This is a genomic window from Amycolatopsis sp. YIM 10, from assembly GCF_009429145.1.
Taxonomy (GTDB): Bacteria; Actinomycetota; Actinomycetes; order Mycobacteriales; family Pseudonocardiaceae; genus Amycolatopsis.
On record NZ_CP045480.1, the window covers coordinates 6,230,834 to 6,244,704 of the forward strand.

General features: G+C 69.3%; 11 protein-coding genes. 4 read left to right on the forward strand and 7 right to left on the reverse strand.

The window, feature by feature from the left end; genetic code table 11:
* Nucleotides 1-291: 291 nt before the first annotated feature.
* Complete coding sequence (locus tag YIM_RS29410; protein ID WP_153033425.1) at nt 292-1,737, reverse strand: 5'-methylthioadenosine/S-adenosylhomocysteine nucleosidase; 1,446 nt, start codon at nt 1,735-1,737, stop codon at nt 292-294.
* Between the two features lie 502 nt (nt 1,738-2,239).
* On the reverse strand, nt 2,240-2,503 hold the full coding sequence (locus YIM_RS29415) for a hypothetical protein (protein WP_153033426.1): 264 nt from the start codon (nt 2,501-2,503) through the stop codon (nt 2,240-2,242).
* Nucleotides 2,504-2,667: 164 nt separating this feature from the next.
* Here YIM_RS29415 and YIM_RS29420 point away from each other — a divergent pair, with 164 nt between their 5' ends.
* Nucleotides 2,668-3,357 (forward strand): NUDIX domain-containing protein, encoded by a 690-nt coding sequence (locus YIM_RS29420; RefSeq protein WP_153033427.1) that lies wholly within the window; start codon nt 2,668-2,670, stop codon nt 3,355-3,357.
* 66 nt (nt 3,358-3,423) lie between these two features.
* Nucleotides 3,424-4,860 (forward strand): amidase, encoded by a 1,437-nt coding sequence (locus YIM_RS29425; protein WP_153033428.1) that lies wholly within the window; start codon nt 3,424-3,426, stop codon nt 4,858-4,860.
* Nucleotides 4,861-4,868: 8 nt separating this feature from the next.
* Here YIM_RS29425 and YIM_RS29430 read toward each other — a convergent pair whose 3' ends face one another.
* Nucleotides 4,869-5,429 (reverse strand): ester cyclase, encoded by a 561-nt coding sequence (locus YIM_RS29430; protein WP_153033429.1) that lies wholly within the window; start codon nt 5,427-5,429, stop codon nt 4,869-4,871.
* Between the two features lie 535 nt (nt 5,430-5,964).
* Between YIM_RS29430 and YIM_RS29435 the strand changes: the two genes are divergently transcribed.
* Both YIM_RS29435 and YIM_RS29440 read left to right on the forward strand, forming a co-directional pair.
* Entirely contained in the window at nt 5,965-7,893 is a 1,929-nt protein-coding gene (locus tag YIM_RS29435; protein WP_194239789.1) for an AMP-binding protein, read from the forward strand.
* The gene (locus YIM_RS29440) at nt 7,890-9,218 is read left to right on the forward strand and encodes a hypothetical protein (RefSeq protein ID WP_153033431.1); all 1,329 of its coding nucleotides are present in this window, start codon (nt 7,890-7,892) and stop codon (nt 9,216-9,218) included. Before YIM_RS29435 ends, YIM_RS29440 begins: the two co-directional genes overlap by 4 nt.
* 10 nt (nt 9,219-9,228) lie before the next feature.
* On the opposite strand, the gene YIM_RS29445 is transcribed toward YIM_RS29440, so the two are convergent.
* Genes YIM_RS29445 through YIM_RS29460 form a run of 4 tightly spaced genes read right to left on the reverse strand, consistent with a single transcriptional unit; the run spans nt 9,229 to nt 13,729 of the window.
* Nucleotides 9,229-9,834: a hypothetical protein gene (locus YIM_RS29445; RefSeq protein ID WP_153033432.1), complete on the reverse strand. Its 606-nt coding sequence runs from the start codon at nt 9,832-9,834 to the stop codon at nt 9,229-9,231.
* Nucleotides 9,831-11,462, reverse strand: a complete 1,632-nt coding sequence (locus YIM_RS29450; protein WP_153033433.1) for a VWA domain-containing protein — start codon at nt 11,460-11,462, stop codon at nt 9,831-9,833. Before YIM_RS29450 ends, YIM_RS29445 begins: the two co-directional genes overlap by 4 nt.
* Entirely contained in the window at nt 11,462-12,634 is a 1,173-nt protein-coding gene (locus tag YIM_RS29455) for a toxic anion resistance protein (RefSeq protein WP_153033434.1), read from the reverse strand. Before YIM_RS29455 ends, YIM_RS29450 begins: the two co-directional genes overlap by 1 nt.
* Nucleotides 12,635-13,729 carry a hypothetical protein gene (locus YIM_RS29460; RefSeq protein ID WP_153033435.1) on the reverse strand — a complete coding sequence of 365 codons (1,095 nt, stop codon included), beginning with the start codon at nt 13,727-13,729 and terminating at the stop codon, nt 12,635-12,637.
* Nucleotides 13,730-13,871: the final 142 nt, after the last annotated feature.

Below are 13,871 nucleotides of genomic sequence, written 5' to 3' on the forward strand. Positions count from 1 at the left end.
GGTCGGGCACCTCCCCGGCCATTACACCAGCCCCCGGTCGAGGTCCGGCCGCGTCGGCAGCATCCGGCCACTCCTGGTTACCGGTGTTGGCCACTGGTGCGCCGCGGCCTGGTGGTGCGGGTCAAGTCACCGGAGGACGGCCAGCCGACGAACGCGCTGTAAGTCCACGGTGGACCAGAAATCCGCCGCGTCAGGACCATCAGCACCCGCCGGCTGCTGCCGGACAGTCACTGAGGCTGACGACGACCTGTTCGCAGTCGACCCGGGCCGCCCATGGCGGACTCAGCGGTCTCAGGATCGCTTCCATACAGTCAGCTCGAATTTCAGATCCGGGTCCAGGTAGCCATTGCTTGACTTGTCGATCAATTTCAGCAGGGCGACATTTTCCTCGTCGGTAATAACACAGAAAGACTGTCCGATTTCGAGATCGTCATGCTTGACTGATCCACTGACCGCGTCCGAGCGGGCAGCCTGGGCGCATTCTTGCGGATTCTCCGCTCCCACCGAAGGCGCGTTACCCATATATTCCGCGTTATTCATTCCCAGCCCCTCGGGGCTGCAGTTCCAGTACCTCAGGTCATCCTTGTCCTTGAGGTCCGTGTTGACCTTGACAGTGCCGGCGTCAAGATCAGCCGCGGTTATCTGACAAGAGGAGTCGGGTGCCCCCAACGTGAATGGCCGCTTCTCTATCGCCAACTTGTACCCGCCAGCCGAAGACGACGATGGCGGCGCGGTTGACGACGACCCACTTGTTGACGGCGGACTGACCGGCGCCGGAACTACCGCTGGGTCAGATGGTGGCGTATTCGTTGTGGCAGTGGTCGTGGCAGTACGGTCAACCAGAACAATCACCAATACGGCAACCGTGGCAAGCAGTACCGCACCAAGCAGGAGAGCCACCGCATGCTTCTTGCGACTCCCGCGCGGGGTTTCGACGCTTTCGTGCGAAGTCCCGGCAGGGAGGCAGGTAAGTAGTTCAATGGCGAAAGCGGCCGCGTGTGCGGCCGCGACGGGTTGCCAGTGGTCGTCCGCGTTGGGCGTTTTGCCGGTGAGCAGGTCAGAGATGCCCCGGATGACGAGTGCGTCCACCCCGGCGTTGAGGTAGGCCGTGTGCAGAAAACCGTGACCTTCCATGTCGACGGCGACCGCATCGCCGCAGTAGCGATCCAGGTGCTCGGCGGTCGACGACTCGCGATGGGCGATGACCACGCTGCCCGCCGCGAGTGGTTTGACGACCGCCGAGGGCATGACAGGTGAGGGAGCGATTCGACCACGCCACTCACCTGAGCGTGCCACGGAAATGGCACGTTGCTTGAGCCGATTGGAAGGCCGGTGAGTTTTGATCCGCGGATAGTAGCCGTGTGCGGTGTCTTTCCCTTCTTCGTAGTCGTAGATCGGGTCAGCCACCACCACGTCGCCGAGGGCGACATCCTTGCGTCCGCCGGCGACACCGACGAACAGCGCGGCCTCCGGCCTGAAATGGGCGATGGCACGTTCCAGCTCCACCCCGGCGGCAGTGTTGCCCTGCCCTGTTTCGAGTAACACCACCATCCACGGGGATCCGTCACGTCCCAGCACTGTGCCGGTCTCGTAGATCGTGCCGCCCGGGTGCTGGCGCTCGATGATCGGACCCGACAGGTGCGCGCGGACGGCGTGGTATTCCACCGGTAATGCCGTACACACCACAGCGATCCGCACTCTGGCACGCGGTGCGGTTCGCGGTGTGGAACTGGTCATGCCCGGGCCGCCAAGGGCTGGTTCGACATTTGCCGCCGGTGTGGTGTGCGCGTCAAGTGCGACTCCCCCTCAGTTACTACGTGCGATCACGTCCCTACGAGGAACGGGAGCGTACCGGAGCCCGGGACGTAGGCCAACGGAAACAACCCGGTCGAGAAAAGCGGACTTACCTGGCCGCGGGCGAAAACAAGTCTGATCTACTTCATGGCACGGCTGATCAGTTGAAACTGATGTGCTTGGGTACCGGCGCAGCGCCCAACGACGCGGACTTCGGCCAGTTGCTCCGGCGCAACCGCGGCGGGCAGCGAGTCCGCACCGCGTGGTGGAGCGCTTCGATGACCACTGCACCGAAGCGCTCCGTACGACGATTTTCGTTCCAGTGTCGGGCTACCGGGATCGAGGCGGGCAGCCCGTCCGGCCACACCCGCACCATCCTGGCGTCGAGCAGGCATGCGCGGACCGCGACCGCTGCCGGATCTCCGCCAATCGAGCGGCCAGATCCTCAAACATCCCGGCGCCCCGGCACCGCACCGGGCTGGGAGACGACACGAACGGGTGATGCATCGAGTGTCAGAAATTCCTCTCCGCGAGCGAGGTCCACGGTGGCGTTGCGTGGCCCGGCCACGTGGGCAGCACGCACGGGCACCGTGGCCGGCGCGCTCAGCGTGCTGACCGACTGGGCCAGCACAAACCCCAGCAGCACACCGCTGACCAGCGTCCATGCCGTAAATGAACACAGAATTCGGAGCGAGCAGACGATCTTCATGGATCTCCCCTTCCCCGTCGCCGGGTGGGCATCGGCGCGGCCGCGCGGGCGACGCCGGGCCGCCGATCCCCCGTAATAGTCAGGTTGACAAAAAGATGGAGCGAGACTCACCGTAAGCGCCGGACTTCTTTTAGTCAAGATGACAAGAAGGTAGTGTGTGCCCCATGCCGCCCCGGACACCGCCACGCCGCGCCATCGCCGTCGACCTCGCGATCCTGACCGTGCGCGAGCGCCAGCTGCAGGTCCTCGTCGTCGAACGCGGCAAAGAACCCTTCCTCGGCGCCCTCGCCCTACCCGGCGGCTTCCTCGAACCCGGCGAAAACCTCGACCAGGCCGCGCATCGCGAACTCGCCGAGGAAACCGGCCTCGACGCGAACACTCTCCACATCGAGCAACTCGCCAGCTACGGAGACCCCGACCGCGACCCCCGCAGCGTCGTCTCAGTCTGCTACGTCGCGCTCATGCCCGACCTGCCCTTGCCGACCGCCGGCGGAGACGCCCGCCGAGCCCGCTGGACAGCCGTGCAACCACTCCTCGACAACCCCGCAGCCCTGGCGTTCGACCACCACGTCCTGCTCACCGACGCCGTCGAGCGCGCCCGCGGCAAACTCGAATACACCACCCTCGCCACAGCCTTCTGCCCACCCACGTTCACCGTCGCCGACCTACGCCAGGTCTACGAAACCGTCTGGAACACCCGCCTCGACCCGGCCAACTTCCACCGCAAAGTCACCCGCGCCGAAGGCTTTCTGCTACCGACCACAAAAACGGCGGCCAGCCAAGGTGGACGTCCGGGCAAGCTCTACCACGCAGGAAAAGCGACCCAGCTCTACCCGCCACTGCTACGCGATTGAACACTCCATCCTATTGCGCGGACCGGAATTTCGTGCCCGCTACAACGAGCCGATAGCTTCGGATTCATGGAATGGAGCTTTCAAACAGCCGAAGAACTCATTGCCGCGTTACGCGCCGGGGCGGTGACATCGGTGGAACTGACCGACGAGGCGATCGCCCGTATCGAGCGCGACGACGAGGTGATCAACGCGATCTGCGTACCGGACTTCGACCGGGCGCGGGCCGCCGCGGACAGTGCCGACCAGGCACGTGCGCGTGGCGAGGACCGGCCGCTGCTCGGCATTCCGGTGACGGTCAAGGAGTCCTACAACATCGCCGGGCTGCCCACGACCTGGGGCATGCCGCCGCATCGGGACTATCTGCCGTCCGAGGACGCGGTACAGGTGTCACGGCTCAAGGCCGCGGGCGCGGTGGTGCTCGGCAAGACCAACGTTCCCCTGGGACTGCAGGACATCCAGAGCTTCAACGAGATCTACGGCACCACCAGCAACCCGTGGGCGCACGGCCGCACGGCGGGCGGGTCCTCCGGCGGGTCGGCGGCGGCTCTGGCGTCCGGGTTCGGCGCGTTGTCCATCGGTTCCGACATCGGCGGCTCGCTGCGCACTCCCGCGCATTTCTGCGGCGTCTACGCGCACAAGCCGACGCTCGGACTGGTGGCGAACCGCGGCATGGTCCCACCGTCCGAACCGGCCTTGCCAGTCGACCTCGACCTCGCCGTCGTCGGGCCGATGGCGCGCACCGCCCGCGACCTCGCGCTCCTGCTCGACCTCATGGCCGGACCGGACCCGCTGACGCACGGCGTGGCGCACCGGCTGGCACTACCGCCCGCCCGCCACGAACGGCTCGGCGATTTCCGCGTCCTGGTTCTCGACGAGCATCCGCTCATCCCGACCGGATCCGCCGTGCGGGCGGGTGTGAACCGGGTGGCCGACGCGCTCGTCGACGGCGGCGCCCGCGTCGCACGGCACAGTCCCCTGCTGCCCGATCTGACCGAAGCCGCGACGCTCTACATGCAGCTGCTGATTTCGGGCTCCGTCGCGCGTTTTCCCATCGACTCGGACGCCGCCGCCGGACTCAGCGCGGACGACCGGAGTCTTGACGCCGTGCGACTGCGCGCCATGGAGTTCAGCCACCGCGACTGGCTGGAGGCGAACAACCGCCGCGAACTCCACCGCCACGGCTGGCGCAGGCTGTTCGCCGAGTTCGACGCCGTGGTGTGCCCGATCACCCCGACACCCGCGTTCCCGCACGACCACAGCCCCGATCCGCTGGACCGGCGCATCGACATCGACGGCGTCGAATACCCCTACTTCGACCAGCTCGTCTGGGCGGGCCTGGCCACCATGCCCGGCCTGCCCGCCACCGCCATTCCCGCGGGCCGGTCCCCCGAGGGCCTGCCGGTCGGAGTGCAGCTCATCGGCCCGATGTTCGAGGACCGCACCCCGTTGCGGCTGGCCGGACTGCTCGAGCGGAGAACCGGCGGCTTCCAGGCACCGGAGTAGCTCCGGGGTCAGTCGTCGAGGTCGGGGGCGACCGTGGCGGTCAGGCGCGGATCCGGGTCACCGCCCGCCATGGCGAGCACCCCGGCCACCACGCGGCCGAGCTTGAGCAGGTCGGCGGGATTCTTCTTGTCCAGACCACCGACCAGCTGCTTGAGAATGGTGAGCTGGTCGAAGTAGACGCGCTCCACGACCAGGTTCTCCTCCGCGTCGAAAACGAAATACGCGGTCATCCTGGTGCGGTGCTTCGAGCCGGTGGGCGGGATCTTGCCGAGCGGGCCGTTGTGGGTGCCGGTCAGCCAGAATTCGACGATCACGGCGTCGTGTGCGTGGCGCAAGGCGATGATCTCGTGGTTCTGGTCGGGGAAGGCCACGCGCGTGTCGTGGTAGTAGTCGCGGACCTCGCGGTCTCCATCGTGGACGGTCATCTGCGCGATCAGCTCGTAGTGCGGATGCGGGAACGTCGACAGGGTCGCGGCCCAGTCCTGGCGGACCTCGTCCCGGAAGTGGTCAAGGACCAGCTTCTCGCGGGCGCGCAGCACATCTTCGGGCGGGAGGGTGAAGCGGGACATCGGGAAGCTCCTGTCAGGTTTATCCACGACGTGGGTTTGTCCGCGACACGTTATACCCGCGTTGGCAGCTCCCCCGGGTGGTCGCGCCGTTGCTCATCGTGGGGGCCGTGCTCTGGTGGTCGGTGTCGGACGATCTCGACCAGCTCGTCAACGGTGAGACCGCCGTGGTCACCGAAGTGACGAAGCAGGCGGGCGACAGCTCACCGAACACCGAAGCCCCGGCCGCGGCCGCGACGTGGCGGTTCGCCGACGGCCGGACCGGCGGCGGCACGGTGATCGGTGGCGGTCTCGCCGTCGGCGACGAGATCCTCGCCGGGGCCGGCTGGGGCCGTTCCGCACCCGGTTCGATGCGACTGCAGGTCGTCCTGCTCGGCGGGCTGGGGCTGCTGTGCGTACTCGGTTCGCTCGGCATGGGGGTGCCCGTACTTCCGCGATACCCCCCGATCATCCTGAGCTTGGTAAAAGTGCCCACGCGCGCACCCGCCGCCGTGTTGTATTCCAGTGATCGGGAACAGTGCGGCGGCGGGAGGGCGTGGTGGACGAGGACCAGGTGCATCGTCTGGTCGAGGGGCACGCCCGGCGGGCGCCGGAGGCCGTCGCCGTGGTGTGTGGTGAGCGCACGCTGTCCTATGGCGAGCTGGACTCCACCTCGGCGCGACTCGCCGGATACCTGCGGCAGCAGGGGGCAGGCAAGCGCGATGTGGTGGTGGTCTGCCTCGACCGGTCCGTCGAGCTGCCCGCGGCCGTGCTCGCGGTACTGCGCGCGGGCGCGGTGTACGTGTTGCTCGAACCTTCGGCGCCGGACCGCAGGTTGCGCGAGGTGCTCCGCGAACTGGACCCGGCGCTGGTGATCACTCAAGAGAGCCACCGGATCCGGCTGGCGGACGTGGTCGAAGCGGCGATCGTCTGCGTGGACACCGACGCCGGCGCGATCGCCGCCGAACCGGAGGCCGGCCAGGCACCCGAGATCTTCGGCACCAACCCGGCCTGCCTCGTACACCGCGGTACCGCGATAGAGCACCGTCAGCTGGCCCTCGCCCAGCGCGACTGGGCCGGGCACTACGAGCTGACGCCCGTCGACCGGGTCCTGCAGACGGCGCCCGCCGAGTCCGTCGTTTTCACCGCCGACTGGATCCGCGCGCTGTGCTCCGGCGCCACCCTGGTGCTCGCCGGACGTGACTTCGGCACCGACCGGACCGCCTCGATCGCCGAGCTGGCCGAGTTGCTCGACGAACAGCGGATCACCGTGCTGGAGTGCGAGACCCACCTGGCCCGCCGTCTGGGCGACGAACTGCGGGAGCGGCGGCCCGGATCGCTCCGGTTGTTCGCGGTGAGCGGGGAACGGTGGTTCCTCGGCGAGCATCGTGAGCTGGCGCGGATCCTCGGCCCGCGGGTGCGGCTGGTGCACGTCCACCGGGTGCCCGAAGTGGTGAACGACCTGCGGCGACTGGAGCTGTCCATGCTCGGCGCCCCACGGTTCCGGGATGACCAGGCACTGCTCGGCCGGCCGGTGCCGGGGGTCGAGATCCGCGTGGTCGCGCCGGGAACCTGGCAGAGCACCACGGACGTCGGCGAGGTCGCGATCAGGATCGGGGAAAGCCCGCTGCGCCGCACGCGGGATCTGGCCCGGCTCCGGCCCGACGGCCTGCTCGACCACCTCGGCCGGGCCGATGTGCGCGCCACCGGCCTGAACGCGGTCGCCGTCGCCGAAGTCGAATCGGCATTGCGGTCCTTTCCCGAGGTGCGGGAGGCCGTGGTGGCCGACGATCCGGACTTCTGGGACGAGTACGCCGGGCGTGTCCGGCGGACGGCCGTCGGTTACGTGGTGCCCACGCCGGGCCGGGAGATCGACGCGGCCCGGCTGGCCCGCCTCCACAATGGACACCTGGCGCGGGTCGTCGTGGTTCCGTCGCTGCCGCGCGACGGTTCCGGCGCGGTCGACCGCGAGCGCCTGCCCCGTGCCGTCGTGCCGCGGTCACGGCACGGTGAAACCGGGCTGACGGCCAAAGGCGGGCCACGGTGGTTCGGGGAGAACTCACTCACCGGCATCGGCTACGGCCTGGCGATCGCCATCGCCCTGACACTGGCGAGCTACCTGCTGACAGACGTGTTCTGGCCCGGTTCCCGGAACACCGAACGCGTACCGCAGCCGTGGGCGGCCTTCTTCCACGTGCTCTACGCCGCCGAATCCGCGTCGTTCGGGCTCGGCGCCGCCTACCTCTTCCGCGGTTACCGGTGGATCGCCTCGCTGGAGCGCGGCCTGCCGCTGACCGTCGCGGCGCACCTGTCGCTGGCCTGGCTGCTGCTGGCCTGGTGGCCGCAGGACAACTTCTACCGGCTCAGCTCACCGCAGGATTGGCCGCGCCAGACCGTTCTGGTGTTCACCTTCAACATCACGCTGATGGTGGCGGGCGCCGTGCTCGTCCGGTTCGTCTCGGCGCGACGCCGCACCGAGCCGCGGTGACCGATCCCTGGGAGGCGGCGTGGACCGGCGGACGCCGCGCGGTGCACGTCGGCAACGTGGCCGAGTACAACGCGCGCTTCGCCGACCTGGACGCCGATTCGGTGCGGGGCGGGCATTCCTACGCCGATCTGGCGATGTTCTACAGTCCGCACCCGGAGGTCGTGGTGCTGCCGGGTCCGCTGGACTCGTCCTGGGTGGAACTGCAACGGCGGGCCCTGCGCTGGGATCCGATCGAAGTCCACAGTGGAGTGACCGGCGGACCGGACCTGACCGGCGCGGTGCTCGACCGGCCGGGGCTGGTCCGGCGGCTCACCGACGCGGACGGCCCGCTGCTGGCGTGGGGGCACACCACCGGCACCGACCGGCTGCTGAGCGCCACCGGCCGTGGTCCCGGGACCGGTGCCGCGGCGCTGGCGGCCGGGCGGCGCTGGGAGTCCAAGGCGGCGGCGAACGAGTTGTTCGGCGAACTCGCCGATGACGGGATCCTGGTGCCCGGCCAGCAGCGGTTCGCCTCGCTGGGCGAAGCCGCCGCGAAGGCGGCCCGCAGCGCCGGTGACGGCGTCAGCGTGGTGCTCAAGGCGGTGCACGGGGTCGGCGGCTCCGGCACGCTGGTGGTCACCCCCGAACTGGTGGCCGAATGGGGTGGCGCGCGGGCCTTCCGGCGGCGGATGCGGCGGTCGCGAGTGGCCGGCGAAGTGGTGGTCGAGCAGTTCGTCGCCGCCACCGGCCCGTGCCGCGATGTCACGGTCGACGGCGTGGTGGCGCCGGACGGCGGTGTGCACCTGGTCGGCGCCGGGGTGATGGACGTCGACGGCACAAGGTACTCGGGTGTCCTCATCGGACCGGGCGTGCTGCCCGCACCACTCGGCCGGGTGGCCGCCCGGTTCGGCCTGCGGGTGGGCGAGGCACTCGCGGCCTCCGGCTATCGCGGCTGGTTCGACGTCGACTTCGTATCGGCCCCGGCGGACAGGCTCGCACCGACCGAGATCAACTGCCGGATCACCGGCCCGGCCGTCGCCTTCTGCCTGCAAGCCCGGCTGAATCGGGTACACGGCGCACCGTGGCTGGTCCGGACCCGCGACCGGCTCCGGCTGGGCGCCCGGCTGCCGGAGGACCTGCTCTACGACCACGTCCGCGGCCTCATCCAGGCGTGCGCCGCGCTGGGCGCGGTGCTGGTGCCGACCATTCCGTCGGCCGGTTTCGCCGAAGACCCCACGCTCGGCGTCGCGCTCGCCGCCAGGGACCGGGAAACGCTGCGGCTGGCGGAAACCCTGGTCGTCTCGTCGAGCGCGGACCTCGGCCGGATGTTCGGCACGCGGGCATGAACGCGAGCGATCATCCACCGGGCGAATCGTCCCGCTCCCGGTCGCGGAGGTAGCGGGTGTGATCGGCCTGCTGGTGCAACTCGGCCGCGTAGAACCGCTCGGCGATCTTCTCGGCCCGGCCCAGCAGCAGGCCGAGCTGGGTGCGCAGCTCGTCACCCGCGCTGTTCGCGGTGCCCGCCAGCCGTTTCGCCGACACCCACCACGGCAGGTTCAGATAGGTCTCCACCGACTGCGGCAGATCCACGCGCGCCAGCGTGGTGACCGCGTGCAGCACATCGGGATTCGCACGCAGGTCGGCCGGGCGGGCGAACAGGCCGTCGAGGATCTCCGCGATCCGGCGGACCGTCTCCACCGAGCCTTCCGGCATCCGGCCCGCCTGCTCGGAAACCATGCGCACCAACGTTTCCAGCCCGGCACGCAGCTGATCGGCCTCAGCGGCCGCGTCGGGCACCAGGTGGACCTTCTCCGGTGGCGCGAGCAGCGCTCCCGCGGCGTACAGGCCCGCGACGACCAGCGGCCAGAACGAGCCGACCACCCCGGTCAGGTAGAGCACCAGCCCGAGCAGCCCGCCAGCGCAGCCGGCGAGGTTCTTCGTCGAGCCGAGATAACGGATCATTGGTACCCGCGGATTTCCTGGAAGACCTTGCCCAGATCGGTGTCACGCGCGTCGAACACCTTGCCCCCGGTGAGCGACGCGACCCGGTTCAACTGGTCCACGTTGCCCTCGCCGAACAACACCGTGAACACCGGCACTCCCCGCACGTTCTCGGGCATGCCGGGCAGCGCCGCCTCGAACGACGCGGCGTCCGAACCGTCGGTGTTCTCGCCGTCGGTCATCAGCACGATCGAGGTGAACCGGTTCGCGTCCTGGCTCACCAGTGGCGAAAGGACCTGGTAACCCCGTTTCAGGCTGTCGTAGATCGCCGTGCCGCCGTCCGCGGTGAGCCCCTCGGCGAACGCCTTGACCTGGTCCAGCGCCGGTTGCGGGTCCTGCTCCGGCACGGTGAACGTGCGTGGCTGATCGGGCCCGGTGTCGAACGGGAGCATGGTGATCTCCTCCCGGCTGCGGAACTTCCGGTACCGCCCGGTCAGCGAGCCGTCGGCGCCGGTCAGCCCGGCCAGCGCCGACCGCAGCGCGGTGATGCGATCACCCGCCATCGAACCCGAGGTGTCGAGCACGTACAACGTGCGGGACGGCCGCCGGATCTTGTCGAAATAGGCGGAAAGCAGCGCGTCGAAGGCTTCCTGGGTGGCCGGGAACGGCAGTTCCACCAAGCTCTGGCTGCCGAACTGCGGCCCGAGCGGCACCCCGGGCACCACCGGGCGGCGCTGCGTGGTTTCCATGATCCGGCGCTGCGCCTCCGGCGAGCGCAGGTGCTCGGTGAGCTTCTGGTACGCCGCGCGGGCGTCGTCGCCGGTGTTGTTCAGCAGGGTGAGCGGGTAGTCCGCGGTCACCACGCCGTCGCTCGGGTAGATCAGCGTCAGCGGTTCCGGGAGCTTGCCGCCGGCGTTCATCGACAGCAGCACCGATTCGTAGTTGATCAGGCCGTCGACCTTGGCCCCGGGTTCCTGTCCGGTGGCCCGCCGCTGATAGGCCTCGGACAGCCAGCCCGACGAGCCCGCGGACAGCGCCTGCGCGGTGAAGAACTCGGTCAGTGCCGGGGTCACCGCGCCGATCTGCCCGGCGTCGATCGCGCTGCCGGTGCCCGCCAGTGCGGAGGCCACCCCGACCAGCGCGGAGAAACCGGAATTCGAGGCCGACGGATCGGTCATCCCGTAGGTGAACGCCTGATCACCCGCCTGCTCGGCGATCTCGGCCCAGCTGACCGGCCTGCCCGCCCAGCCGAGCCGCTGCGCCGCAGAGGTGGACAGGCCGAGCACCACCGGCGAACTCATGATCTTGGTCTGGTTGCCCAGCCTGCTCGCCGCGCCGGGAATGCCCTGCGGGTAACGGTTCGAGGAGAACCAGAGCGCGTCGTACTTGCCGTCGGCGCCACCGTTCGCGAGCAGCTCGGTGCCCTCCAGGGTGCCGGTGAAGCTGAAGTTCACCGTGACCCCGGTGGCCTTCGCCGCCTCTTCGAGCACCGGCTTCAGGTCCTCGAGTTCACTGCCCGCGAGCACGCGCAGGGTGCCCGGCCGGGGCGGCCCGGCCGGTTGCTCCGGATCGGCGCCCTGACCCGTGTCGCAGGCGGCGAGGGTCGCGGCGCACGCCACCGCGACGGCGAACGCGATCAGTTTCCTCATCAGGCTCCCTCGCCTCGCCTGTCCGGTGCCGCGTCGTGCGACCGGCGCAGGTAGTCCTCGGCACGGCGGATCTCACCCGACAGCGACTCGACCGTGCTCGCCATCGTGCGGACCGCGTCGGCCTTGAAGGTGTCGATCGCGTCGATGGAGGCGTAGATCCGGTCGAAGGACAGCCGCAGCGTCTCGACACCGACCGCCGGATCGCTGCTCGCCTTGCGGACCTCTTCGCTCTGCATCGCGAGCAGTTCGCTGTTCGCGCGGATCAGCCCGTCCGTGGTCGCTCGCACCGCGTCGACCTCGTCGAGCACGTCCCGCTGCCCGGCCAGCGCCGCGCTGACCAGCAACGCCACCCGCAGCGCGGACACGGTGGTCGACACCGCGCGCTCGACCCCGCGGATCAGCTCGTCGTTGGTCCGGCGGATCAGGTCCAGCGCGAGATAACCCTGCGCGCTGACCGCGAGCTGGGTGAGCAGGTCCTGGTGCCGTTGCCGGATCGGGTGCAGTACGTCGGCCCGCAACGCGTTGGCGTGCGCCGGATCGGTGAGGTCGAAGATCCCGGCCTGGCGGTCGATCGCGGCGTCCACGGCCTCGGCGAAGGCGGCTGCCTCGGCCAGCTTGCCCATGGTCTGCCACAGGCGTTCCCGCTCACCCTGGAGCACGGCGTTGTCCCGCCGCAGCACGTCCTGGCGGGCACGCAGGTCCAGCACGAGTGCGTTGACCGGCTCGTTCGCCGCCCGGTACCGGTCCAGCGCCTTCTTCGCCGCACCCGCGAGCGGGATCATGCCGAGCAGTTTCCGCCCGGTGATCGGGAGTTTCGCCGGATCCAGTTCGGCGACGGTACGGCGGAGCCCGGACAGGCTCACGGTCACCTGCTGCTGCGGGGAAGCGATGTCGCCACGCGTTCCCGACAACGCGCGGGCGGACCGGTCCAGCAGCGCGCCGGCGACGGTGGCCGCGGCCCGCATGTCGGCCTCCCCCACCGCGAGCAGCTCGTCGAGCACCGCGGTGAACTGCGGCGAGCGGACGTCCAGTGCTTGCAAGCGTTCGGCGAAGTGCTCGGCGCGCCGCTGGGCGGCGGCCCGGGTGCCATCGTCCAAAGTGATCAGTCCGGCGGCCCGCTCGGCGGGCACCGCGGCCACCGGTTCCGGTGGCGTGAGTTCGAAGGCGTCCATCTAGTACTGCTTCTGGACCGCGTCGAGCATCCGCTCGAGCGTTTCGAACGACGGTGGTTCCACGGTGTCGACCAGATCGCCGGGCACCGGCGCCTTCGCCGCGGTGGTCACCTCGCCGAACAGGCGCGGGTCGTTGGTGCGGAAACCGAAGGTGGCCGCCAGCTTCCCCAGTTCCGGATCGGTGGTCAGCAATTGACCGACCCGATCTCCGTTGGGGGCCAACGGAACCAGTGTGTGCTTCGAGTACACCGTCGGCGCGGTGTAGAGCAGCCGCATGTCGGGCCGGATCGAGCCGTCGGCGCGGACCAGCCGGTCCACGAACTGCGACTCGTAGATCAGCACCATCGGCGTTTTGCCCATGCCGGCGGCCAGGTAGTCCTCGAACGGGCCCTCGGTGCTGTTCTGCGTGTAGCCCTGGTCGAGGAACAGCTTCGACAGCTCCGGCAGCACCTTCGCCTCGGCCTCCGGCGAGTTGACCACGGTGTTCCCGTTGGCCACGAAGGAAACGATCGACAGGTACATCGCGGCCGAATTGGACTCGCGGGGGTCGGTGGTGGTCAGCAGCACGTTCTTGCGCGCGGGGAAGGCGGTGTTGCCGGGCAACTGGTCCCAGCGGGTGCCCGCGCGGGTGATCTCCAGGTACTTCGCGATGTCGAGCACCTGGTAGTCGCCCGCGCCCCGGCGCACCACGCCGTTCGCGGTGAGCAGCGAGACGATCGGCTCGAAGGTCGCGACGGCCATCGGCGACTGGAACGGCGTGTACACCCCGGTGACCGAGCGGTCACGCTGGATGCGTTGTGCCGCGGGGGAAGAGGACGGGAACGCGAACTCGTAACCGCCCAGGTCCACGCTCGTCGCGAGCTGCCGCGAACCGGCCGTGTCGACCTCCACCTCGAGCCCGTGCTTGGCGAAGGCGTCGACCACCCGCTGATCGGAGAAGAAGGCGAGCTTCTCCGAGCCGATCACCCCTTTGACCGTGGTCGTTTCGCCCGCCCGCGTGCCGGTCCCGGCCTCGTCCGGCCCGCCGAACACGATCACGCCTGCCACAGCCAGGACCAGTACCACCGCGGCGGCGATGGACAACCGGCGTTTCACTCGTTGCGTCTCCCCAGGTCGTTCCCCCGTGCGGACGATCCTTCATCGCCCGTGACTCGTTTGACGCGCGAGCGGCCCATCGCGAGGTGAACGCTTGATGAACGAACGGTGCCGCTGTTCACGGCCGACCTGGCCAAGGCGC